The 21533-nt window shown below is 73.5% G+C and carries 19 protein-coding genes; 5 read left to right on the forward strand and 14 right to left on the reverse strand.

The window, feature by feature from the left end; translation table 11 throughout:
- Positions 1 to 138 precede the first annotated feature (138 nt).
- The 7 genes from pheT to infC form a co-directional block, all read right to left on the reverse strand.
- Positions 139 to 2652 carry a phenylalanine--tRNA ligase subunit beta gene (pheT, locus tag ACZ5GT_RS12580; RefSeq protein WP_469020096.1) on the reverse strand — a complete coding sequence of 838 codons (2514 nt, stop codon included), beginning with the start codon at positions 2650 to 2652 and terminating at the stop codon, positions 139 to 141.
- Positions 2652 to 3773 (reverse strand): phenylalanine--tRNA ligase subunit alpha, encoded by a 1122-nt coding sequence (pheS, locus tag ACZ5GT_RS12585; RefSeq protein ID WP_469020098.1) that lies wholly within the window; start codon positions 3771 to 3773, stop codon positions 2652 to 2654. The genes pheT and pheS overlap by 1 nt, the downstream gene beginning before the upstream one ends.
- 129 nt (positions 3774 to 3902) lie before the next feature.
- Complete coding sequence (locus ACZ5GT_RS12590) at positions 3903 to 5048, reverse strand: sensor histidine kinase (RefSeq protein WP_469020104.1); 1146 nt, start codon at positions 5046 to 5048, stop codon at positions 3903 to 3905.
- Between the two features lie 43 nt (positions 5049 to 5091).
- Positions 5092 to 5940 carry a TrmH family RNA methyltransferase gene (locus ACZ5GT_RS12595; protein ID WP_469020110.1) on the reverse strand — a complete coding sequence of 283 codons (849 nt, stop codon included), beginning with the start codon at positions 5938 to 5940 and terminating at the stop codon, positions 5092 to 5094.
- Positions 5941 to 6029: 89 nt separating this feature from the next.
- Entirely contained in the window at positions 6030 to 6413 is a 384-nt protein-coding gene (rplT, locus tag ACZ5GT_RS12600) for a 50S ribosomal protein L20 (RefSeq protein ID WP_055492778.1), read from the reverse strand.
- Between the two features lie 96 nt (positions 6414 to 6509).
- Positions 6510 to 6704: a 50S ribosomal protein L35 gene (gene rpmI, locus ACZ5GT_RS12605; protein WP_004933563.1), complete on the reverse strand. Its 195-nt coding sequence runs from the start codon at positions 6702 to 6704 to the stop codon at positions 6510 to 6512.
- A 116-nt stretch (positions 6705 to 6820) separates the two neighbouring features.
- Positions 6821 to 7477, reverse strand: a complete 657-nt coding sequence (gene infC, locus ACZ5GT_RS12610; RefSeq protein WP_469020314.1) for a translation initiation factor IF-3 — start codon at positions 7475 to 7477, stop codon at positions 6821 to 6823.
- Positions 7478 to 7846: 369 nt separating this feature from the next.
- Between infC and ACZ5GT_RS12615 the strand changes: the two genes are divergently transcribed.
- Positions 7847 to 8221: a DUF1844 domain-containing protein gene (locus tag ACZ5GT_RS12615; protein WP_469020114.1), complete on the forward strand. Its 375-nt coding sequence runs from the start codon at positions 7847 to 7849 to the stop codon at positions 8219 to 8221.
- 43 nt (positions 8222 to 8264) lie between these two features.
- On the opposite strand, the gene ACZ5GT_RS12620 is transcribed toward ACZ5GT_RS12615, so the two are convergent.
- The gene (locus tag ACZ5GT_RS12620) at positions 8265 to 8993 is read right to left on the reverse strand and encodes an SseB family protein (RefSeq protein WP_469020118.1); all 729 of its coding nucleotides are present in this window, start codon (positions 8991 to 8993) and stop codon (positions 8265 to 8267) included.
- Positions 8994 to 9143: 150 nt separating this feature from the next.
- On the opposite strand from ACZ5GT_RS12620, the gene ACZ5GT_RS12625 reads away from it, so the two are divergent.
- Positions 9144 to 10127, forward strand: a complete 984-nt coding sequence (locus tag ACZ5GT_RS12625; RefSeq protein WP_469020121.1) for a serine hydrolase — start codon at positions 9144 to 9146, stop codon at positions 10125 to 10127.
- A gap of 81 nt (positions 10128 to 10208) precedes the next feature.
- Here the strand turns inward: ACZ5GT_RS12625 and mycP are convergent, their stop codons facing one another.
- Both mycP and ACZ5GT_RS12635 read right to left on the reverse strand, forming a co-directional pair.
- Positions 10209 to 11381 (reverse strand): type VII secretion-associated serine protease mycosin, encoded by a 1173-nt coding sequence (gene mycP, locus ACZ5GT_RS12630; RefSeq protein ID WP_469020125.1) that lies wholly within the window; start codon positions 11379 to 11381, stop codon positions 10209 to 10211.
- On the reverse strand, positions 11378 to 12286 hold the full coding sequence (locus ACZ5GT_RS12635; protein ID WP_469020130.1) for a hypothetical protein: 909 nt from the start codon (positions 12284 to 12286) through the stop codon (positions 11378 to 11380). The genes mycP and ACZ5GT_RS12635 overlap by 4 nt, the downstream gene beginning before the upstream one ends.
- A gap of 1303 nt (positions 12287 to 13589) precedes the next feature.
- On the opposite strand from ACZ5GT_RS12635, the gene ACZ5GT_RS12640 reads away from it, so the two are divergent.
- The gene (locus ACZ5GT_RS12640) at positions 13590 to 14792 is read left to right on the forward strand and encodes an amino acid deaminase/aldolase (RefSeq protein WP_469020136.1); all 1203 of its coding nucleotides are present in this window, start codon (positions 13590 to 13592) and stop codon (positions 14790 to 14792) included.
- A 77-nt stretch (positions 14793 to 14869) separates the two neighbouring features.
- On the opposite strand, the gene ACZ5GT_RS12645 is transcribed toward ACZ5GT_RS12640, so the two are convergent.
- Genes ACZ5GT_RS12645 through ACZ5GT_RS12655 form a run of 3 tightly spaced genes read right to left on the reverse strand, consistent with a single transcriptional unit; the run spans position 14870 to position 18406 of the window.
- On the reverse strand, positions 14870 to 15661 hold the full coding sequence (locus ACZ5GT_RS12645; RefSeq protein ID WP_469020141.1) for a 3-oxoacyl-ACP reductase: 792 nt from the start codon (positions 15659 to 15661) through the stop codon (positions 14870 to 14872).
- A 7-nt stretch (positions 15662 to 15668) separates the two neighbouring features.
- On the reverse strand, positions 15669 to 17033 hold the full coding sequence (locus ACZ5GT_RS12650) for an aldehyde dehydrogenase family protein (protein ID WP_469020144.1): 1365 nt from the start codon (positions 17031 to 17033) through the stop codon (positions 15669 to 15671).
- Between the two features lie 8 nt (positions 17034 to 17041).
- Positions 17042 to 18406 (reverse strand): glutamine synthetase family protein, encoded by a 1365-nt coding sequence (locus ACZ5GT_RS12655; protein WP_469020148.1) that lies wholly within the window; start codon positions 18404 to 18406, stop codon positions 17042 to 17044.
- Positions 18407 to 18543: 137 nt separating this feature from the next.
- Here ACZ5GT_RS12655 and ACZ5GT_RS12660 point away from each other — a divergent pair, with 137 nt between their 5' ends.
- Both ACZ5GT_RS12660 and ACZ5GT_RS12665 read left to right on the forward strand, forming a co-directional pair.
- Entirely contained in the window at positions 18544 to 19278 is a 735-nt protein-coding gene (locus tag ACZ5GT_RS12660) for a FadR/GntR family transcriptional regulator (RefSeq protein WP_469020152.1), read from the forward strand.
- Between the two features lie 173 nt (positions 19279 to 19451).
- Positions 19452 to 20138, forward strand: a complete 687-nt coding sequence (locus ACZ5GT_RS12665; protein ID WP_469020154.1) for a gamma-glutamyl-gamma-aminobutyrate hydrolase family protein — start codon at positions 19452 to 19454, stop codon at positions 20136 to 20138.
- 447 nt (positions 20139 to 20585) lie between these two features.
- Here the strand turns inward: ACZ5GT_RS12665 and ACZ5GT_RS12670 are convergent, their stop codons facing one another.
- Complete coding sequence (locus tag ACZ5GT_RS12670) at positions 20586 to 21521, reverse strand: LysR family transcriptional regulator (RefSeq protein WP_469020157.1); 936 nt, start codon at positions 21519 to 21521, stop codon at positions 20586 to 20588.
- Between the last annotated feature and the right edge of the window lie 12 nt (positions 21522 to 21533).

The raw sequence follows: 21533 nt of genomic DNA on the forward strand, positions 1-21533 counted from the left end.
CAGGTGCACTGTCGGCTGCGGGTCCGTCGTGGCCGGTCGCGCAGTTCCCCGCACCCCTGACGGGCGACTCCCGGGCGGGCCCGTCGAACGCAGGCGGACCGGCCTCGAGAGGCCGGTCCGCTTCGGGGTCGGCGGGGGTCAGCCGCGCAGTACCGCTCCGGTGCGCTCGCCCGCCAGGGCGACGGCCGCGTCGCGGGCGGCCGACGCCTCGTCGACCGTCAGCGTCCGGTCCGCGGCACGGAACCGCAGCGCGTACGCCAGGGACTTCTTGCCCTCGCCGAGCTGGTCGTCGTTCTCGTAGACGTCGAACAGCCGGATGTGCTCCAGCAGTTCACCCGCGCCCTCACGCAGCGCGCCCTCGACGTCCGCCGCGGGGACGAACCTGTCGACCACCAGGGCGACGTCCTGCGTGGCGACCGGGAAGCTGGAGATGCTCGGCGCCTGGGGCGTGTCGTCGCCGACCTGCTCCAGGACGTCCAGGTTCAGCTCCATCGCGGAGACCCGAGCGGGCAGGCCCAGGGCCTTCAGCACGCGGGGGTGCAGCTCGCCCGCGTGGCCCACGACCCGCTCGGCGCCGTCGGCGAGGACCACCAGCTCGGCGCAGCGGCCCGGGTGCCACGGCCCGTACTGGCCCTTGCGGACGATGAGGTCGGCGCCGGTCTCGCGGGCGACGGCGCGCGCCGCCTCGACCGCGTCGGCCCATCCGGCGGGACGGCCCGCGCCCCACCAGCCGGCCTGCTCGCGGGCGCCGGCGAGGACGACGGCGACGTGGCGCGGCTGCTCGGGCAGCGCGGCGTTCAGCTCCGCGATCTCCTCGACGGTGGGCCGCCGGTCGACGGGCAGGGCGACGGCGGCGCGCTGCTCCTCGCGCGGGTGGAAGACCAGGCCCGTCTCGAACAGCGCCAGGTCGTGCGAGCCCCGGCCGTCGTTGCGCCGCAGCGCGCCGAGCAGACCCGGCAGCAGCGAGGTGCGCAGCGCCGGCTCCTCGTCGCTCAGCGGGTTGGTCAGCTTCACGACGCGGCGGCCCGGGTCATCGGCCTCCAGCAGCAGCTGGTCGAAGACCTGCTCGCTGATGAAGGGGTAGTTCGGCGCCTCGACGTACCCGGCCGCGGCCAGCGCGCGGCCGACCCGGCGGTGCAGCCGCTGCCGGTGGGTCAGGCCCCGGCCCGACGGCGGCTTGGGCAGGGTGGAGGGCAGGTTCTCGTAGCCCTCCAGCCGGATGACCTCTTCGGCCAGGTCGTTCGCCTCTAGCAGGTCAGGCCGCCAGGACGGCACGGTGACGGTCAGCTCGTCCTGTCCGTAGACGTCGCAGCCGACCTCCTGCAGCCGCCGTACGACGGTCTCGCGGCCGTAGACGACGCCCGCGACCTTGTCCGGGTGGTCGGCGGGGACGGTGATGGTGTGCGGCCCGGACGGCGCGACGACCTCGGTGACGCCGGCCTCCGCGGTGCCGCCCGCGAGGAGGACCAGCAGGTCGACGGTGCGCTGCGCGGCGGCGGCCGCGGCCTGCGGGTCGACGCCCCGCTCGAAGCGGCGGGACGCCTCGGAGGACAGCTTGTGACGGCGGGCGGTGCGCGCGATGGAGACGGCGTCGAAGTGGGCGGCCTCGATCACGACGTCGCTCGTCGCGTTCTCCACGTCGTCGTGGTCGGCGATCTCGGTGTTGGCGCCGCCCATGACGCCGGCGAGCCCGATGGGTCCGCGCTCGTCGGTGATGACCAGGTCCTCGGCGTGCAGGGAGCGCTCGACGCCGTCGAGGGTGACGAGCTTCTCGCCCTCCTCGGCCCGGCGCACGCCGATGGTGCCCTGGACCAGCCCGCGGTCGTAGGCGTGCAGGGGCTGGCCCAGCTCCATCATCACGTAGTTGGTGACGTCGACGGCGAGCGAGATCGGCCGCATGCCGACCTTCTGCAGGCGGCGCTGCAGCCAGATCGGGGAGCGGGCCTCCGGGCTCAGACCGGTGACGGTGCGCGCGGTGAAACGGTCGCAGCCGGCCGGGTCGGAGACCGTCACCGGGTAGCCGAACGCGTTCGGGGCGGGCACGTCGAGCAGCGCCGGGTCGCGCAGCGGAAGACCGTAGGCGATGGCGGTCTCGCGGGCGACGCCGCGGATGGACAGGCAGTCGCCGCGGTTGGCGGTGACGGCGATGTCCAGGACCTCGTCGACGAGTTCGAGCAGTTCGATGGCGTCCTTGCCGACCTCGGTCTCCGGCGGCAGCACGATGATGCCCTTGCTGCCGTCGTCGCCCATGCCCAGCTCGTCGCTGGAGCAGATCATGCCGTGGGACGTCTTGCCGTAGGTCTTGCGCGCGGCGATGGCGAAGCCGCCGGGGAGGACCGCGCCCGGCAGGACCACGACGACCTTGTCGCCGGCGGCGAAGTTGCGGGCGCCGCAGACGATCTCCTGCGGCTCACCGGTGCCGTTGGCCTGGCCGACGTCGACGGTGCAGAAGCGGATCGGCTTCTTGAAGCCCTCCAGCTCCTCGATGGTCAGCACCTGGCCGACGACGAGGGGGCCCTTGAGGTCGGCGCCGAGGTGTTCGACGGTCTCGACCTCCAGACCGGCCGAAATGAGCTTGGCCTGGACGTCGCGGCCGGTTTCGGTGGCCGGCAGGTCGACGTACTCCCGCAGCCAAGAAAGCGGGACCCGCATCAGATCTCCATCCCGAACGGCCGGGTGAACCGGACGTCACCCTCGACCATGTCTCGCATGTCATCGACGTTGTGGCGGAACATCAGCATCCGCTCGATGCCGAACCCGAAGGCGAAGCCGCTGTACTTCTCCGGGTCGACGCCGCAGGCGACGAGCACCCGCGGGTTGACCATGCCGCAGCCGCCGAGCTCGATCCAGCCCTCGGAGGAACAGGTGCGGCAGGGCCGGTCGGGGTTGCCGACGGACTCGCCGCGGCAGACGTAGCACTCCATGTCCATCTCGGCGGAGGGCTCGGTGAACGGGAAGAAGTTCGGCCGCAGCCGGGTCCGCACGCCCTCGCCGAACAGCGACTGGACCATGTGGTCCAGGGTGCCCTTGAGGTCGGCCATGGTCAGGCCCTCGTCGACGGCGAGCAGCTCGACCTGGTGGAAGACCGGGGTGTGGGTGGCGTCCAGCTCGTCGGTGCGGTACACGCGGCCGGGGCAGATCACGTAGACCGGCAGTTCGCGGTCGAGCAGCGAGCGGATCTGCACGGGCGAGGTGTGGGTGCGCAGTACGACGCCGGATTCGGTGCCGCCCTGCGGGCCCTCCACGAAGAAGGTGTCGGCCTCGCCGCGGGCCGGGTGGTCGGGGCCGATGTTGAGGGCGTCGAAGTTGAACCACTCGGCCTCGACCTGGGGGCCCTCGGCCACGGCGTAGCCCATGGCGACGAAGATGTCCTCGATGCGCTCCGAGAGGGTGGTGAGCGGGTGGCGGGCGCCGGCCGGCACGCGGTCGAACGGCAGCGTGACGTCCACCGACTCCTCGACCAGCACGCGCGTGTCGCGCTCGGCCTCCAGTTCCGCCTGGCGGGCGGCGAGGGCCTTGTTCACGGCGCCGCGGGCCTGGCCCACGCGCTTTCCGGCGTCGGCCTTGGCGTGCGGGGGCAGGGCGCCGATCTCGCGGTTGGCGAGGGCCAGCGGGGAGGTACCGCCGGTGTGCGCGACCTTGGCCTCCTGGAGGGCGTCGAGGGAGTCCGCGGCGGCGAAGGCGGCGAGCGCCTCGTCCCGCATGCGCTCGATTGCTTCCGGTTTCAACGCCTCGACCTCGACAGGGTCGTACGACTTATTGGGTGCCGACATCTCTTCCCGTGCTTCCGATTGGCTGGCTGAAGGTCCCCGTCACCGACTCTTGAGGGCCGTCCATGGGACACCAAGGTGCCAAAGGCCGAGTCTAACGGGGTGGAGGTGTACGAATGCGCCCGTGGGCCGTCAGGCGAGATACGCCGGCGCCGCCACGGGCAACGTAAATCGGAACTCGGCGCCGCCGCCGGGGGCGCGGCCGACGGTGATGGTGCCGCCGTGGGCTTCGACGATGCCCTTGACGATGTAGAGCCCGAGGCCGGTGCCGCCGCGCTTGCTGCCCCGCCAGAAGCGGGTGAAGACGCGGTCCATGGACTCCTCCGGGATGCCGGTGCCCTCGTCGCTCACCGTGACCGACGTGGCTGCGATCTCATGGCCTTCCCCTTCACGGGGGGAGGCCGTGGGCGTGATGTCGATGCTGACGGTTCCCTCGCCGTGGCGCACGGCATTTTCCAGCAGGTTGGACAGCACCTGGTCGATCTTGTCCGGGTCGGCCCACAGCGCGGGCAGCGGCTGCTCGATGCGCAGCAGGAACCGGTCGGCGGGCTGTCCGGCGGCGACGTAGGCCTGGATGTGGCGGCCGACGGCGGCGCCGATGTCGACGGGCTGGCGGCGCACCTCCAGCCGTCCGGAGTCGATCCGGGAGATGTCCAGCAGTTCGGCTATGAGCCGGGTGACCCGGTCGGCGTCGGCGTCGACGGTCTCCAGCATCAGCCGCTTCTGGTCGTCGGTGAAGCGGGCCCACTTGGCCAGCAGGGTGGCGGTGAAGCCCTTGACGGAGGTGAGGGGCGAGCGCAGCTCGTGGGCGACGGTCGCTATCAGTTCGGCGTGGCTGCGTTCGGTGCGGCGGCGGGCCTCGGTGTCGCGCAGGGAGACGACGACGCGGTGGACGGGGCCGGTGGGTTCGGCGCGTACGTAGCGAGCGGAGACGAGGACCTCGCGGCCGCCGGGGAGCAGCAGGTTGCGCTCGGGCTGCCGTACCCGGATGGCGAGGCCGCCGTAGGGGTCGGTCAGCTGCCACCAGCGGCGGCCTTCGAGGTCCTCTAATGGCAGGGCTTTCTCCAGCCGCTGTCCGAGGGCGTCGGGGGCGGCCCGGCCGGTGATGCGTTCGGCGGCGGCGTTGAAGCAGATCACGCGGCCCTGCTCGTCGGCGACGACCAGGCCGTCGGGCAGGTCGTCGGGGTCGATGCCGAGCTCGGCGAGGTCGCCGTGCCGGGGCGCGGGCGGGCGGCGCACGTCGTGTGCTTTCCGCGTCCTGCTCGTGCCGACGCTCATATACCCGTACCCCACCTCTCAGGCACCCGAGCTGGTCACCCTACTAGCTCTCGGTGACGGAGCGGCACCCTCCGGAGGCGCGCTGCGCACGGGCCGACGCGTAGAGACATACGGCCGCCGCGGTGGCCAGGTTCAGGCTCTCGGCCTTTCCGTGGATCGGCACGCGCACCACGGCGTCCGCGAGGGCGCGGGTCTCCTCCGGCAGCCCCCATGCCTCGTTGCCGAACACCCAGGCGGTCGGTCCGCCCATGGCGCCCTTGTCGAGTTCCTCGTCCAGGTCGTGGACGCCGGCGCCGTCGGCGGCGAGGACGCGCACGCCGGCGCTGCGGAGCCCGTCGACGGCGCGCTCGACGGGTACGCCGACGGCGACGGGGAGGTGGAAGAGGGAGCCGACGGAGGCGCGGACGGCCTTGGGGTTGTACAGGTCGACGGAGGCGTCGGTGAGGACGACGGCGTCGGCGCCGGCGGCGTCGGCGCAGCGCAGGACGGTGCCGGCGTTGCCGGGGTCGCGTACGTTCGCGAGCACGGCGACAAGGCGGGGGCCGGCGGCGAGGACGCTCTCGAAGGGGGTGTCGACGAACCGGCAGACGCCGACGAGGCCCTGCGGGGTGACGGTGGTGGAGATGTCGGCGATCACCTGCTCGTCGGCGAGGTGGATCCGGGCTCCCGCGTCGCGTGCCTCTCCCACGATGTCGGCGTACCGCTCCGCGGCCTCGACGGTGGCGAACAGCTCGGTGAGGCTGTCGCCGTGCGCGGCGGCCTCCCGCACGGCCTGGGGCCCCTCCGCGAGGAACAGCCGCTCCTTGCCCCGGAAGTTCCGCTTGGCCAGCCGCCGGGCGGCCAGGACGCGGGCGGAGCGGGGGGAGATCAGCTCGGGCGTGACGGGGGGCATGTGGTTCACCTCTGCAGTCGGGAAGACCAGCGGACCCGCAGGCCCCGAGGGCCTGCGGGTCCGTCCGGTACAACGGCGCCGTTGCGGCGTCAGGCCGCCTTGGGCGCGTTCACGTCCGCGGGCAGGGCCTTCTGCGCGACCTCGACGAGCGCGGCGAACGCGCCGGCGTCGTTGACGGCCAGCTCGGCGAGGATCTTGCGGTCGACCTCGACGTTGGCGGCCTTCAGGCCCTGGATGAAGCGGTTGTACGTGATGCCGTTGGCGCGGGCAGCGGCGTTGATGCGCTGGATCCACAGCTGACGGAAGTCGCCCTTGCGCTTCTTGCGGTCGTTGTAGTTGTAGACCAGCGAGTGGGTGACCTGCTCCTTGGCCTTGCGGTACAGGCGCGAACGCTGACCGCGGTAGCCGGAGGCCTGCTCGAGGATCGCCCGGCGCTTCTTGTGGGCGTTGACTGCCCGCTTGACGCGTGCCACTTGTTAACTCCTTGTAGCGGGGCCGTGGTTGTCGTCACACGGCCCGGAATCGATGGGGTCCCGGTCAGAGGTCGGGCGCGAAATGCGCGCCCGGCGTCACTTGCCGAGAAGCTTCTTGATCTTCGCGGCGTCGCCCGGGGCCATCTCGGCGTTGCCGGTGAGGCGACGCGTCACGCGGGACGACTTGTGCTCGAGCAGGTGGCGCTTGCCGGCGCGCTCACGGAGCACCTTGCCGGAGCCGGTGACCTTGAAGCGCTTGCTGGCACCGCTGTGCGACTTGTTCTTCGGCATAGCGCCGTTCTCTCCTCGTCGGTGGCGCTCCGGTGCCCGGTCACGAAAACCGGGCACCACGGTTGGAGCGTCGCTCTTGTATCGGTTACGTCCTCGGGGACTCGCGTCCCCCGGGATCACGCCTCGGCGGTAGCCTCGGCAGGTGCCTCGGCGTCCACGGCGTTGTCGGTGTCCGCGGCGTTCTGCGACTTGCCGGGGTTGGCCTTCGCTTCCGCCTTGCGGGCTTCCTGCGCCTGGCGCGCCTCGGCCATCGCCTCGGTCTTCTTCTTGTGCGGACCGAGAACCATGATCATGTTGCGGCCGTCCTGCTTCGGGTTCGACTCCACGAAACCGAGGTCCTGGACGTCCTCCGCGAGCCGCTGCAGCAGTCGGTAGCCCAGCTCGGGCCGGGACTGCTCGCGACCACGGAACATGATCGTGATCTTGACCTTGTCGCCCTGCTTGAGGAACCGGACGACGTGACCCTTCTTGGTGTCATAGTCGTGCGGGTCGATCTTCGGCCGGAGCTTCATCTCCTTGATGACCGTGTGCGCCTGGTTCTTGCGCGCCTCACGGGCCTTCATGGCCGACTCGTACTTGAACTTCCCGTAGTCCATGAGCTTGCACACGGGCGGACGGGCGTTCGCCGCGACCTCGACCAGGTCGAGGTCGTACTCCTGAGCAAGCTCCAGTGCCTTCGCGAGCGGCACGATGCCGACCTGCTCGCCACTGGGACCGACAAGTCGCACCTCGGGAACGCGAATCCGGTCGTTGATGCGGGGCTCGGCGCTGATGGATCCTCCTCGGTAGCACCAACGCGGCAGTCTGGCGGACAGCCGCGCATACGTCTGTATTCGTTAGACCTAACCGCGCCGAAGCACAAAAAATGCCCCGGACGATCACAGGCGGGGCTCCTAGCACTACCGGAACACCGCCGCGACTGATCGCGGGGCGCACTCTCGGGCGACTCCATCGTCCGTACGGAACGATGGTGGCCGCCTGACCGGGGTGACCCGCCGCCCCGGGGGACGGTCAGGTGGGAGATCGGAGCCTCCACTTGTGGGCCGCACACATGTGTCCGGCCGGTCGCACTCCAGATTAGCAGGATCGCTTGACAAGGGCTAATTCAAGGACGACGCGCGGGACCACCTATGGTGTGCCCCATGAGCGATACCCCTCCTGAGAGCCCCGAGAATCCCGAGAATCCCGACTTCGACGCCATGACGCGGGACATCGCCGAGGTCCCCGCCGTCGAGGTGATCGTGACGGTCGCCGTCAACCTGATGAGCGCCGCCGCGGTGAAGCTCGGCCTGACCGAGGAGGGGGACAAGTACAAGGACCTGGACGAGGCCCGCAAGCTGGTGACCGCGCTGGCCGGCCTGCTGGACGCCAGCGCGACCGAGATCAGCTCCTTCCACGCGGCGCCCCTGCGCGACGGCCTGAAGTCGCTGCAGCTGGCCTTCCGCGAGGCGTCCCTGGTCAAGGACGAGCCGGGCCAGGGCCCCGGCGAGAAGTACACCGGCCCGGTGTACGGCTAGAAACGGCCGCAAGCACACCGGCCCGGTCCACGGCTGGGGCTCGTCAGCGTACGTACAGGGGCTCGCCCGGCGGTGTGGTCCCGGCCGGCAGCAGTGCCAGGTCGAGGCCGCGCACCAGGCGGGCCCGCAGCGTCTCGTCGGCGGCCAGGCGCTCGGCGACGGCGCGGGCGGTCCCGGCGGGCGCGGCGGCCGGGTCCAGCACCAGGGCGAGGGTGCCGTCGGCCTGCCCGGGGCCGAGATGGGCGCGGACGACGCCGAGTTCGGCGGCGACCGCGGCGCGCACCGCCTCGCGCACGGCGGGGTCGGCGAGCGGATCGTCGGTCGTGCGTCCCTCGGCGAGCGCGAGCAGCGCCTGCCCGGTCAGCTCGAACGGCACCGGACCGGACATGTCCAGCACGATCGTGTCCGCCTTCTCGTGCGCGGCGGCCTGCAGCGCCTGGTGCAGCGGTACGGCGACGGGGCGCGCCGCCGGGTCCCAGCGGGCCAGCGCGTCGGTGGAGGTGAACGCGGGCAGGGCGGTGCGGGAGCCCGCCTTCAGCGTCGGCACGGCCATCTCGCTCGTCTTCTCGCGGCGCAGCCCGTTCTCGTCCAGCTCCACCTCGCCGAGCACGGCGACCACGGGGACGAGCAGCCGGGCGCCCTTGAGCGCCTGGAGGACGGGGCCCACGGCGGTGCGGTCCCCGGCCCAGGCGGCGAGCGCCGCGCTCAGCCGGGGGTCGGCGGAGCCGTCGTCGTCGGAGAAGAGGGAGTCGGGAATGTTCTTGTTCGCCACGGTCACCGACCCTATCGGGGGGATGGTGCCGGGCTTGTGCGGCCCCCGAAACCGGCCGTTCACGGCTTTCACGGGTTTCTCAGGTTTCCCTGACACACATCTAACGTCCGGCTAACGGCCCGCACAGCCGCCGCGCCCAGCATCGCGGGCATGGAGTCCTCCAGAACCCGCCGTCGCCGCCGTGTTCGTCCGTCCCGGACGCGCCCCCTGCTGTACACCGCCCTCGCCGCGGTCACCATCGTGGGCGGCACGGCGGCCGGAAGCGCGTACGTCAGAGCTCAGGCGCACTCCGGCACCGGCGTCGTATCGTCGTCGGCGTCGCCGTCGGCCTCCGGCCCGGCCACGGCCGGCGGGAAGGACTCGGTGGCAACGGTGGCGCAGCCCGCGGTGGATCACGACGCCCTGCTGTCGGCCGCGATGAAGTCGGTCGACGCCGAGGACGGCGCCCGGGTGTCGGTGACGGTGCTGGACCTGGAGTCCGGCGAGAGCGCCTCCTACGGCGACGCCACCTTCGCCACCGCCAGCATCGTGAAGGTCGACATCCTCGCGACGCTGCTGCTGCAGGCGCAGGACGCGGGGCGGCAACTGACGGCGTCGGAACGGTCGTACGCCACCGCCATGATCGAGAACAGCGACAACGCCTCGGCGTCCGCCCTGTGGGAGGCCATCGGCGAGGCCGACGGGCTCGACGCCGCGAACGAGCGGTTCGGGCTGACCGGCACCGAGGGCGGCGACGGCGCGCTGTGGGGACTGACCCGGACCACGGCCGCCGACCAGCTGACGCTGCTGGAGCAGGTCTTCGGGGACGACTCGGAGCTGAGCGCGGCCTCCCGGACGTACCTGCGCGAGCTGATGGGGCAGATCGCCGCCGACCAGCACTGGGGTGTGTCGGCGGCGGCCGACGGGGGGCGGTGGGCTCTGAAGAACGGCTGGCTGCCCCGCAGCACCACCGGTCTGTGGGTCATCAACAGCATCGGCAGGGTGACGGTGGACGGCCACGCCTACCTGGTGGCCGCGCTGTCGGACGGCAACTCGACGAAGGCGAAGGGTATTTCGCTGGTCGAGGCGGCGGCACGGGCCGCCGTGTCGGTGTTCACCGACGACGACGTGTCGGCCGTGTCCGCCTCGGGGTAAAGCCCCCGGGCCGCAGCCGGAGCCGGAGCCGGGTGTGAGGCCGGGTGTGAGGCCGGGTGTGGGTGGCGCGGTCGGCGCGGGTCAGCCGTCGGCGTGATACTCGCGGCGGCCGCGCCACAGCACGACCGCCGCGACCAGCAGGACGCCGCCGAGACCGCCCGCGAGCGGGGCCGCCCAGTCGCTGGTGCCGCCGTCGGACTTGGCGGCGTCGGGCCCGGGGCCGAAGTACTTCTCGCCGTACGACGCCGCCCGCAGGCCCTCCGGCTTCAGGCGTCCGGCCGCCTCGATGGCCGCGGCCGGGTCGACGAAGCCGAAGCCGCGGGAGTCGTCGTGGCGGCCGGCCGGGGCGTCCCGGGCGGTGTCCTCCAGGAGTTGCTTGATCTGCGCGGGGGCCAGTCCCGGGTGCGCGGCCTTGACGAGGGCCACCGCGCCCGAGACGAACGCCGACGCCGCGCTCGTCCCCCAGCCCTCGTAGTACCGGTGGTCGGGGTCGGCGATGACGATGTCGACGCCGGGCGCGCTGACCGTGGCGTACCAGCGGCGGGTGGAGAAGGAGGCGCGGGTGCCGTAGCGGTCGACGGCGGTCGCGGCGATGACGCCCGGGTAGGCGGCCGGGTAGGAGACGTGGTCGCCCTTCTCGCCGCCGTTGCCCGCCGAGGCGACGACGGCGACGCCCTTCTTCAGGGCGTACTGGACGGCCTCGTCCTCGGCGGGTTCGGGATGGGCGGAGGCGGAGTCGTCGCCGAGGGAGAGGTTGATGACGTCGGCGCCGTGGTCGGCGGCCCAGCGGATGCCTTCGGCGAGGGCGTTGCCGCGGGTGCTGCGGGCCTTGCCGCGGGCCGAGTCGCCGTCCTCCAGGATCACGCGGACCGGCAGGATCCTGGCCTCGGGTGCGATGCCCATGACGCCCTCGGCGTCGCCGGGGCCGTGGCCGTGCCCGGCGATGATCCCGGCCATCGCGGTGCCGTGCCGGGCCCATGCCCGGTCGCCCTTGCTCGCCCCGAAGCCGATCATGTCCTTGGCGGGCAGGACGTTGCCGGCGAGGTCGGGGTGGTCGGCCTCGACGCCGGTGTCCAGGACGGCGACGGTGACGCCCTTGCCCTTGGTGATGCGCCAGGCCTGCTGGGTGTGCATGGCGTCCAGGCCCCACTGCTGGGCGCGTATGCCGTCGGCGTGCGCCGCGGTGGGCGGGACCAGCGCGACGGCTGCGGCGAGGAGGACGCTCAGCGTCCCGACACGGCCCCGGCGTCTCATGACGGCGTCTCCGTGGCCTGGCCGCTGACGTCCTTGCGCAGCGCTCGCTCGATCCGGTCGGCGAGGCCCCGCGCCTCGTGGCCGAGGCCCGACTGGGCGACGGCCGCGGTGTTGCCGGACTGCATGGCCTCCCCGGCGGGCAGCGGGCTGTCGACGGTGCGGCCGTCCGCCCAGCCGGAGACGGCGTAGACGACGACGGGCGCGTCGGTGAGGACGGACACGGTCCACGAGGCGCGCTGCCGGACGCCGAAGCGGGCGGCGGCGGTGCCCGGCGCGGCGTACGGGCGGGGCATCAGATCGGTGCGGCGGTCCAGGCCCTCGTTCTGGAAACGGGTGGCGAGGGAGGCCATGCCGGCGGCGTCGGCCTTGGTGAACAGCAGGCCGACGGTGGTGACGTGGCTCTGCGTGGCGTCGGTGTAGGTGGCCCGCAGCAGACGCCGGCAGCCCACGGGCGCGAGCGCCTTCCTCAGCAGCGGGTCGAAGGCCTGCGCGCACCCGCGGTCCGGGGCGACGGCGATCCGCGTCCAACTGCGGTCGGCGCCGCCGGGACCGGCGCCGCGGCCCTCCACCACGGGCGGGAAGAGCCGGTCGACGGGGATGCTGTGCCACAGGCCGCCGGCCGCCGTGAAGGTGTCCCGCGCGCCGCCGTCCCCGGAGTCACCGGTCAGCCAACTCCCGGTCAGCGCACCGCCGATGAGCCCGAGTCCGAGGACGACGCAGGCGGTGACGGCGACGGCCCGGGTGCGGACGTGGCCGACGAGGGGCCGGGGCCGCCCCTGCCCGTCGTACCCCTCGGGCACCCCGAACGACACGACGGTGCCCCCGGCGCCGGCCACGGGCGCGTTCCAGGACAGGGACGGATCGGGAACCGGCCGCACGTCGCCGTCCCGCCCGGGAACGCCCACCCCGGCAACCTCCCGTGCCACCCCGGCCCGGGTGTCCGGGAGACGGAACGGCGGAGCGGGGCGCCGGAGCGGACGCGGCGGCGCGACAGCGCCCTCGGCCCGAGGGGGCGCGTCAGGACGTCGGAGCGGACGGGGCGGCGCGACAGCACCCTCGGCGCGGGGCGACGGAGCGGGACCGCGACTCGGGCGCGGCGGGGCGGCGGTGTCCTCGGCCCGGGACGGCGCGGCAGGGCGGCGGGGCGGTACGGCCGGGTCATCGCCACCGGCCGGCGGAGCAGGGCGCCGGAGCGGACGCGGCGGGACAAGGGCGTCCTCGACGCGGGGCGACGGAGCGGGACCACGGCTCGGGCGCGGCGGGGCGGCAGTGTCCTCGGCCCGGGGCGGGGTCTCGCAGCCGGCCGAGGGAGCGGTGTCCGGGAAGCGGGCGGAGGCCGGCGGCGGGGGCGTGCTCTTCGCGGCGTTCTCCCCGGCGGGCCGGGCACGCAGGCCGGGGAAGCGGGGCGGGGCGCTCGCGGAAGTGGAGTCGGAAACGGAAGCGGAAGTGGAAGCGGAAGCGGAGGTGGAAGCGGAGTCGGAGGCAGAGGCGGGGGCAGAGGCGGGGGCAGCCGCCCCCGCGCCGGTCCCGTCGCGCCGGGCCGGGGGAACCTCGGGGCCGGCGGCCAAGTCCGCGTCCGGGTCCGCCTCCGCCCTGCCGGTCGCGGTGCCGGCGGCGGCACGGGAGCCGCCGCTCCGCGAGCGCCGGCGGAAGGCGTCGAACTCGTCGTAGCCGTCGTAGCCGTCGTAGCCGTCGCGCGCCTCGAAGTCCTGGGTGCCGCGCCACGGCGACCAGACTCCGCGCGCTGCTCCCGTGGCCTCCCCCGTCGTGTTCCGCCGTGTCCGCGCCGTGTCCGCGACGGCGTCGTCCGGATCCTCGGGCCGGGGCCGGCCCGGTGCGGGCGGCTGGGCCGGGCGGGGCGGGGTGGCGGGCCGCGGAGGGACGGGAGCCGGCTGCGGGGGAACAGGAGTGTGCCGCGCTTCCGTACTCATGCACCCCCCGTTTCCTCGGACCCTGGCCGTCTTCCCGTACGCGCGCCGTCGTGGTTGCGCTCAACGCGCGGGCCGGTCCGTCCCGGACACTCCCGGACACGCATACCCGCACGGACGGACCGGCATCCCGGCACGGCCGCGACCGGCGCGTTCCGCCGTGCGTGCGCGTCACTCTACGGCTTGCCCCTGTCGGAACGGGAACCACTTCGCGACCCCCGGGGCATCTGCCCCAAACGTCCCCCTACCCTGCGGTAATCCTGTCTGGCAGGCTTCGTTCATGACTGCGCGCGCCGCCGACCGGGCCCGTTACGACCGGGCCACCGCCCACCTCGAGGCCCCTCTCGCGATCGTGGACCTGGACGCCTTCGACGCCAACGCCGACGACCTGCTGCGCCGGGCGGGCGGCAAACCGGTCCGCGTCGCCAGCAAGTCCGTACGCTGCCGGGCCCTGCTGGAGCGGGTCCTCGCCAAGGACGGGTTCGCCGGCATCATGTCCTTCACCCTCGCCGAGTCCCTGTGGCTCGCGCGCTCCGGCTTCGACGACGTCCTGCTCGCCTACCCGTCCGCCGACCGGGCCGGTTTCGCCGAGCTGACCTCCGACCCGAAGCTCGCCGCCGCCGTGACCGTGATGATCGACGACCCGGCGCAGCTCAGGCTGATCGACGAGGCGCGTGACGGAGGCGGTGAGGTCGTGCGCGTGTGTCTGGAGCTGGACACCGCCTTCAAGCTGCTCGGGGGCCGGGTGCGGATCGGGGCGCTCCGCTCGCCGCTGCACTCCCCCGCCCAGGTGGCCGACCTGGCCCGCGCGGTGGCCCGGCGGCCCGGGTTCCGGGTCGTGGGCATCATGGCGTACGAGGGGCACATCGCCGGTGTCGGTGACTCGGTGGCCGGGCGGCCGCTGCGGTCCGGCGCCGTCCGGCTGATGCAGGCGGCCGCGCGCCGGGAACTCGCCGAGCGGCGTGCGGAGGTGGTGCGCGCGGTGCGCGCCGTGGTGCCGGACCTGGAGTTCGTCAACGGCGGCGGCACCGGCAGCGTGCAGCACACGGCGGCCGAGGACTCGGTCACCGAGATCGCGGCCGGGTCGGGGCTCTACGTGCCGCGCCTGTTCGACAACTACACGTCGTTCAGCGGGCGTCCGGCCGCGCTGTTCGCCCAGCCGGTGGTGCGGCGCCCGGGGATGGGTGTGGTGACGGTGCTCGGCGGCGGCTATCCGGCCTCCGGCGCGCCCGGACGCGACCGGCTCCCGCTGCCGTACCTGCCCGAGGGGCTGCGCTACGACCCCCAGGAGGGGCCCGGCGAGGTGCAGACGCCGCTGCTGGGCTCCCCGGCCGACGACCTGCTGATCGGCGACAAGGTGTGGTTCCGGCACGCCAAGGCCGGTGAGCTGTGCGAGCGGTTCGACGCGCTGCACCTCGTGGAGGGCGACACGGTGACGGCGACCGTGCCGACGTACCGCGGGGAAGGCCAGACGTTCCTGTAGTCCCCGTTCCTGTGGTCCCCGTACACGTACACGGCCTCCGGCCGGCCGGCCCGCACGCCGGGCCGGCCGGTCCCTGTCTACAAGGGCGTGACGTACGCGCCCGAGATGCCGCCGTCCACCAGGAAGTCGGTGGCGTTGACGAAGGAGGAATCGTCGCTGGCGAGGAAGGCGACGGCGGCGGCGATCTCCTCGGCCTCGGCGAAGCGGCCGACCGGGATGTGGACGAGGCGGCGCGCGGCCCGCTCCGGGTCCTTGGCGAACAGTTCCTGCAGCAGCGGGGTGTTGACCGGGCCCGGGCACAGGGCGTTGACGCGGATGCCCTCCCGGGCGAACTGCACGCCCAGTTCACGGGACATGGCGAGCACGCCGCCCTTGGACGCGGTGTAGGAGATCTGGCTGGTGGCCGCGCCCATCCTCGCCACGAAGGAGGCGGTGTTGATGATGGAGCCCTTGCCCTGGCGGCGCATGTAGGGGATGGCGGCCTTGCAGCACAGGTAGACGGAGGTGAGGTTGACCTCCTGGACGCGCTTCCACGCCTCCAGGCCGGTCTCCAGGATGGAGTCGTCGTCGGGCGGGGAGATGCCGGCGTTGTTGAAGGCGACGTCGACGCTGCCGTAGGTGTCGTAGGCCGCCTTGAACAGCGCCTCGACCTGCTCGGGGTCGGTGACGTCGACCTTCACGAACAGGCCGCCGACCTCGTCGGCGGCCGCCTTGCCGCGGACCTCGTCGACGTCGCCGCAGACGACGTGGGCGCCCTCGGAGGCGAGCCGGCGCGCGGTGGCGAGGCCGATGCCGCTGCCGGCGCCGGTGACGACGGCGGTTCGGCCGGCCAGGCGACGGCAGATGGTTCCCTCGGTGTTTTCGGTCATGAGCGGCTCAGGCCTCCGTGCTGATGAAGACGTTCTTGGTTTCGGTGAAGGCGGTCAGCGCGTCCGGGCCCAGCTCGCGGCCGACGCCGGACTGCTTGTAGCCGCCGAACGGGGTCCAGTAGCGGACGCTGGAGTGGGAGTTGACGGACAGGTTGCCGGCCCGGACCGCGCCGGAGACGCGCAGCGCGCGGCCGACGTCCCGGGTCCAGATGGAGCCGGAGAGGCCGTAGGGGGTGTCGTTGGCGAGCCGGATCGCGTCCTCCTCGTCGGTGAAGGGCAGCAGGACGGCGACCGGTCCGAAGATCTCCTCGCGGGCCGCGGCGGAGTCCGGCGCCTGACGGGTGAGGACGGTCGGCGGGAACCAGAAGCCGGGCCCGTCCGGCGCGCCGCCGCGCAGCGCGGGCGCGTCCTCGGGCACGAACCCCCGTACGCGGTCGAGCTGCTGACGGGAGATCAGGGGACCCATCTGGGTCTTCTCGTCGGCCGGGTCGCCCACCACGACGGCGGCCAGCGCCTCGGCGAGCAGTTCCGTCACCTCGTCGTGGACGGACTCCTGTACCAGGATGCGGGTGCGGGCGCAGCAGTCCTGGCCGGAGTTGTCGAGGAAGGAGAAGGGGTCGACGGCGGCGCGCAGGTCGGCGTCGGCGAAGACGATGTTGGGGCTCTTGCCGCCGAGTTCGAGGGTGACCTGCTTGACCTGGTCGGCGCACAGCGCCATCACGTGCTTGCCGACCCGGGTGGAACCGGTGAAGACGATCTTGGCGACGCCGGGGTGGCGTACCAGGGCCTCGCCCGCGATGTCGCCACGCCCGGGCAGCACCTGGAAGAGGTGTTCCGGCAGCCCTGCCTCCAGGGCGAGTTCGGCGAGCCGGAGGGCGGTGAGCGGGGTGGTCTCGGCGGGTTTGAGGACGACGGCGTTCCCGGCCGCGAGGGCGGGGGCCGTTCCCCAGGCGGCGATCGGCATGGGGAAGTTCCAGGGGGCGATCACGCCGACGACGCCGAGCGGTTCGAGGATCGTCACGTCCAGGCCGCCGGGGACCGGGATCTGTCGGCCGGTGAGGCGCTCCACGCCGCCGGCCGCGTAGTCGAGGAGGTCGCGGACGTTGCCCGCCTCCCAGCGGGCGTTGCCGATGGTGTGGCCGGCCTCGCGCACCTCCAGCCGGGCCAGTTCCTCGCGGTGTCCGTCGACGACGGCGGCGAAGCGGCGCAGCAGCCGGGCCCGGTCGGCGGGGGCGACGGCCGCCCAGGCGCGCTGGGCCCGCTCCGCGCGCCGCACGGCGGCGTCCACGTCCTGTTCCACGGCGCCCGGGACGGTGGCGATCACCTCCTCCGTCGCCGGGTTGAGCACGTCCAGTTCGTACGGGTGGGACACGGGGGGCCTCACAGGCGTTCGAAGGAGCGGCGCAGCTCCCAGTCGGTGACCGCGGCGTCGAAGGCTTCGAGCTCGACGCGGGCCATGTTGCGGTAGTGCGCGACGACCTCGTGGCCGAAGGCGGCCTCGGCGACGGGGCTGGCCGCCCACAGCTCGGCGGCCTCGCGCAGGGTGGTCGGGACGTGCGCGAACTCGCCGGTGTAGGCGTTGCCGGGGCAGGGCTCCGGCAGCTCCAGCCGCTGCTCGACGCCGTGCAGGCCGGCCGCCACCAGTCCGGCGACCGCCAGGTACGGGTTGACGTCGCCGCCGGGCAGCCGGTTCTCGAAGCGCAGGGAGCGGCCGTGGCCGACGACGCGCAGGGCGCAGGTGCGGTTGTCATGGCCCCAGGCGACGGCGGTCGGGGCGAAGGAGCCCGGCTGGAAGCGTTTGTAGGAGTTGATGTGGGGGGCGTAGAGCAGCGAGAAGTCGCGCAGCGCGGCCAGCTGCCCGGCGAGGAAGTGGCGCATGACCTCGGACATGCCGTCCGGGCCGTCGCCCGGCATGACGTTGCGGCCGTCCGCGTCGGCGAGCGAGAGGTGGATGTGGCAGGAGTTGCCCTCGCGCTCGTTGTACTTGGCCATGAAGGTGAGGGACATGCCCTCCTGGGCGGCGATCTCCTTGGCGCCGGTCTTGTAGACGGCGTGCTGGTCGCAGGTGACCAGGGCGTCGTCGTAGCGGAAGGCGATCTCGTGCTGGCCGGGGTTGCACTCGCCCTTGGCGGACTCGACGGTGAGGCCGGCGCCGGCCATCTCGTTGCGGATGCGGCGCAGCAGGGGCTCGACGCGGCCGGTGCCGAGGATCGAGTAGTCGATGTTGTACTGATTGGCCGGGGTCAGCCCCTGGTAACCCGCGTCCCACGCCTGTTCGTAGGTGTCCTTGAAGACGATGAACTCCAGCTCCGTGCCGACCATGGCGGTCAGTCCGTGCTCGGCAAGGCGGTCGAGCTGGCGGCGCAGGATCTGGCGGGGGGCGGCGACGACCGGGGAGCCGTCGTGCCAGGCGAGGTCGGCGACGACCATGGCGGTGCCGGCGTTCCACGGCACGCGGCGCAGGGTGGACAGGTCGGGGTGCATGGCGAAGTCGCCGTAGCCGCGGTCCCAGGAGGACATGGCGTAGCCGTCGACGGTGTTCATCTCGGTGTCGACGGCGAGGAGGTAGTTGCAGCCCTCGGTGCCGTGGTGGAGGACCTCGTCGAGGAAGAACCGGGCGGCGAACCGCTTGCCCTGCAGGCGCCCTTGCATGTCGGGGAAGGCCAGGACGACAGTGTCGATCTCCCCGCCCGCGACGAGGGCGTGCAGCTCCTCGACGCTGAGCGGGGGCGTGCGGTCTGCCACGGGAGAGCTCCTTCGGCTTCTTCGCGTTCTGCTTGTCGCGTTCTGCTTGTCGCGTTCTGCTTCTTCGCGTTCTGCGGTCGGGCCGGGAGCCATAAGGTATTGCCGAGAACCATTGCTTGGGAAGGGGGTGCGGCGGCATGTCACCGGATCCGGAGACGGACCTCACGGACCGGCTGACGCCGGTGCTGCGGCCGGTGCGGGCCGGGAACGGCTTCGAGGAGGCGCTGGAGCAGATCCTGCAGGTCGTCCGGCTGGGCCTGGTGCCGGCCGGCGGACGGCTGCCCGCCGAGCGGGAGCTGGCGGAGCGGCTGGGGATCAGCCGGGTGACGCTGCGCGAGGTCCTCAAGGTGCTCCAGGACCAGGGGCTGGTGGAGTCGCGGCGCGGCCGCTACGGCGGCACGTTCGTGCTGCCCCGCACGGACGCGGGCGGCGAGGACGAGCTGCGGCGGCGGATCGCCGAGGTCGACATCGAGGACGTGCTGCGCTTCCGGGAGGTGCTGGAGGTGGGGGCGGCCGGTCTGTGCGCGACGTACGGCCTGACCGGCGAGCGGGCGGTGCGGCTGCGCGAGGCGCTGGCCCGCACGCACGACGCGCCGCTCGGCGACTACCGCCGCCTGGACACGCTGCTGCACCTCACGCTGGCCGAACTGTGCGGATCGCCGACGCTGACCGCGCAGTACGCGGCCGTACGGGCGACGGTGAACGAGCTGCTCGACTGCATCCCGCTGCTGGTGCGCAACCTGGAGCACTCCCAGCGGCAGCACGTCGCGCTGGTCGGGGCGGTGCTCGACGGCGACGCGGACGGGGCCCGGGAGATCATGCGGGAACACTGCGCGGGAACGGCCGCGCTGCTGCGGGGCTTCCTCGCGTGAGGCGCCCCGCGAGCCCGCGCGGCACCGCGCGGCACCGCCCGGCGCGGGCCGGGGCGGGCCGGCGGCCGGGGCGGGACGGCGGCCGGGGCGGGACGGCGGCCGACGGCTCTTGCCCCGAGCGGCCACCCTCAGCAAAGGTATGAACCGAATCCTTTGGCGGAAGGGGCAGGTGCATGGCGGGCAGACCGTTGATCGGCGTCAGCACGTATCTGGAGACCGGGGCGCGCTGGGGCGTGTGGGAGCTGGAGGCCGCGCTGCTGCCGGTCGGCTATCCGCGGCTGGTGCAGCGGGCGGGCGGGCTGGCCGCGATGCTGCCGCCCGACGCGCCGGAGCACGCGGCGGCGGCCGTCGCCCGTCTCGACGGCCTGGTGATCGCGGGCGGCCCGGACGTCGAACCGGCCCGCTACGGCGCCGAGCCCGACCCCCGGACGGGTCCGCCGGCCCGGGCCCGGGACGCCTGGGAACTCGCCCTGATCGAGGCCGCGCTGGCGGCACGCCTGCCGCTGCTCGGCATCTGCCGCGGCATGCAGCTGCTGAACGTCGCCCTGGGTGGCACCCTCGTCCAGCATCTCGACGGCCACGCGGAGGTCGTCGGCGTCTTCGGCACCCACCCGGTCAAGCCGGTGCCCGGCACCCTGTACGCCGCCGCCGTGCCGGAGGAGACATCCGTGCCGTCGTACCACCACCAGTGCGTGGACCGCCTCGGCGCGGGCCTGATCCCGTCGGCGTACGCGGCGGACGGCACGGTGGAGGCAGTGGAACTGCCGACCACGGACGGCTGGGCGCTGGGCGTGCAGTGGCACCCCGAGATGGGCGAGGACCTGCGCGTCATGCACGCCCTGATCGAAGCCGCGTCCTGACCCACCCGAGCGCCACCTCCCCCAACGCCCGCTGAAAGGCCCGCAGGGTGGGCAGGCCGGGCGGAGCTGGGCGCAGCCCGGCCCCCGCCAAGCGCTTTCCCCGGGCACGTCCGGCGGACGCCGGGCAGGGCGACCGGCGTTCACCAGGAGGCGGAAGCGAACCCGCCGAGCCCCGGGCCCCAGCCGCCCCGCCGGCCGGAACCGCGGGCCGGGTCGTGCCCGATGGATCATGCTCCCGCCCGCCTGCCCCTGCCCACCGGCGGTCAGCCCCAGCACACCCCGCCCACCAACGGGAGGCCGCAAGGCCCACCCAGCCGTTGCGGTCACCAGCGGGGTGGGCCCCAGGGCCGGGTCGTTGCTTGCACACCTGCCGAGCCCGGCATCCGCCGCTCACCCCGTGCCCGTCGTCGTCCCCGCGAATCCGTCGCCGCGCACCGGAGTCGCCCGTCAGCCTCGGGTCAGGGAGAGGAGTTCTCTGGCCGGGCCCGTTGGGCGGTGGCCGGTGGGCCATACCGCGCGGAGGTCGCGGGCCAGGGCGACGTCCTGGACCGGGATGCGCACCAGTCGCCGCATCGCCAGTTCCTCGCCCACGGCGAGTTCGCTGAGGACCGCCGGTCCGGCGCCGCTCACCACGGCCGCCTTCACCGCGGTCGTGGACGACAGCTCGATCAGCGGCCGGGCCGGTCCGCCCAGCGCGGCGTCCAGCACCTGGCGCGTCCCCGAACCCTTCTCCCGCAGGATCAGAGCGGTGGCCGCCAGTTCCGGGGACTCCAGCGGCCGCCGGCGACGGGCCCACGGGTGGCCGGGCGCCGTCACCACGATGAGCCGGTCGCGGGCGATGACCGCCGAGTCCAGGCCCGGCGGCACGCCCACGCCCTCCACGAACCCCAGGTCCGCGTCGCCGGACAGCAGCCGCTCGGCGACCGTCGCCGAGTTGCCCGCGAGCAGGGACACCGCCGTGTCCGGCCACCGGGCACGCAGCGCGAGCAGCCAGCCCGGCAGCAGGTACTCGGCGATCGTCATGCTGGCCACCACCGTCAGGCGCGAGTCACGCCGGTCGCGCAGCGCCTGCGCCCCCGCGTCGAAGGCCTCGGCCGCCTCGACGACCCGCCGCGCCCAGTCCGTCACCAGCACCCCGGCGTCCGTGAGCCGGGAGCCGCGCGGCGAACGGTCGACCAGGGCCACGCCCAGCTGTCGCTCCATCGACCGGATCCGGCTGCTGGCCGCCGGCTGGGTGATGCCCACCTCGCGGGCCGCCCCGCCGAGGCTGCCGAGCCGCGCCACCGCCAGCAGCAGCTCCAGCGCCCCGAGGTCCGGCACCCGGTGCGCGAGTGACCCGCCCGGCGCGGAACGGGTGTCGGACGACTCCGCCATGTCGCTCATAACCCCAGCTTA

The sequence above is a fragment of the Streptomyces sp. NPDC031340 genome (assembly GCF_055569945.1).

Excerpts from the sequence above, each read along its gene's own strand:
- pheT (WP_469020096.1), bottom strand. The coding sequence starts at position 2,652 with ATGCGGGTCCCGCTTTCTTGGCTGCGGGAGTACGTCGACCTGCCGGCC.
- pheS (WP_469020098.1), bottom strand. The coding sequence starts at position 3,773 with ATGTCGGCACCCAATAAGTCGTACGACCCTGTCGAGGTCGAGGCGTTG.
- ACZ5GT_RS12590 (WP_469020104.1), bottom strand. The coding sequence starts at position 5,048 with ATGAGCGTCGGCACGAGCAGGACGCGGAAAGCACACGACGTGCGCCGC.
- ACZ5GT_RS12595 (WP_469020110.1), bottom strand. The coding sequence starts at position 5,940 with ATGCCCCCCGTCACGCCCGAGCTGATCTCCCCCCGCTCCGCCCGCGTC.
- rpmI (WP_004933563.1), bottom strand. The coding sequence starts at position 6,704 with ATGCCGAAGAACAAGTCGCACAGCGGTGCCAGCAAGCGCTTCAAGGTC.
- ACZ5GT_RS12615 (WP_469020114.1), top strand. The coding sequence starts at position 7,847 with ATGAGCGATACCCCTCCTGAGAGCCCCGAGAATCCCGAGAATCCCGAC.
- ACZ5GT_RS12625 (WP_469020121.1), top strand. The coding sequence starts at position 9,144 with ATGGAGTCCTCCAGAACCCGCCGTCGCCGCCGTGTTCGTCCGTCCCGG.
- mycP (WP_469020125.1), bottom strand. The coding sequence starts at position 11,381 with ATGAGACGCCGGGGCCGTGTCGGGACGCTGAGCGTCCTCCTCGCCGCA.
- ACZ5GT_RS12640 (WP_469020136.1), top strand. The coding sequence starts at position 13,590 with ATGACTGCGCGCGCCGCCGACCGGGCCCGTTACGACCGGGCCACCGCC.
- ACZ5GT_RS12645 (WP_469020141.1), bottom strand. The coding sequence starts at position 15,661 with ATGACCGAAAACACCGAGGGAACCATCTGCCGTCGCCTGGCCGGCCGA.
- ACZ5GT_RS12660 (WP_469020152.1), top strand. The coding sequence starts at position 18,544 with ATGTCACCGGATCCGGAGACGGACCTCACGGACCGGCTGACGCCGGTG.
- ACZ5GT_RS12665 (WP_469020154.1), top strand. The coding sequence starts at position 19,452 with ATGGCGGGCAGACCGTTGATCGGCGTCAGCACGTATCTGGAGACCGGG.
- ACZ5GT_RS12670 (WP_469020157.1), bottom strand. The coding sequence starts at position 21,521 with ATGAGCGACATGGCGGAGTCGTCCGACACCCGTTCCGCGCCGGGCGGG.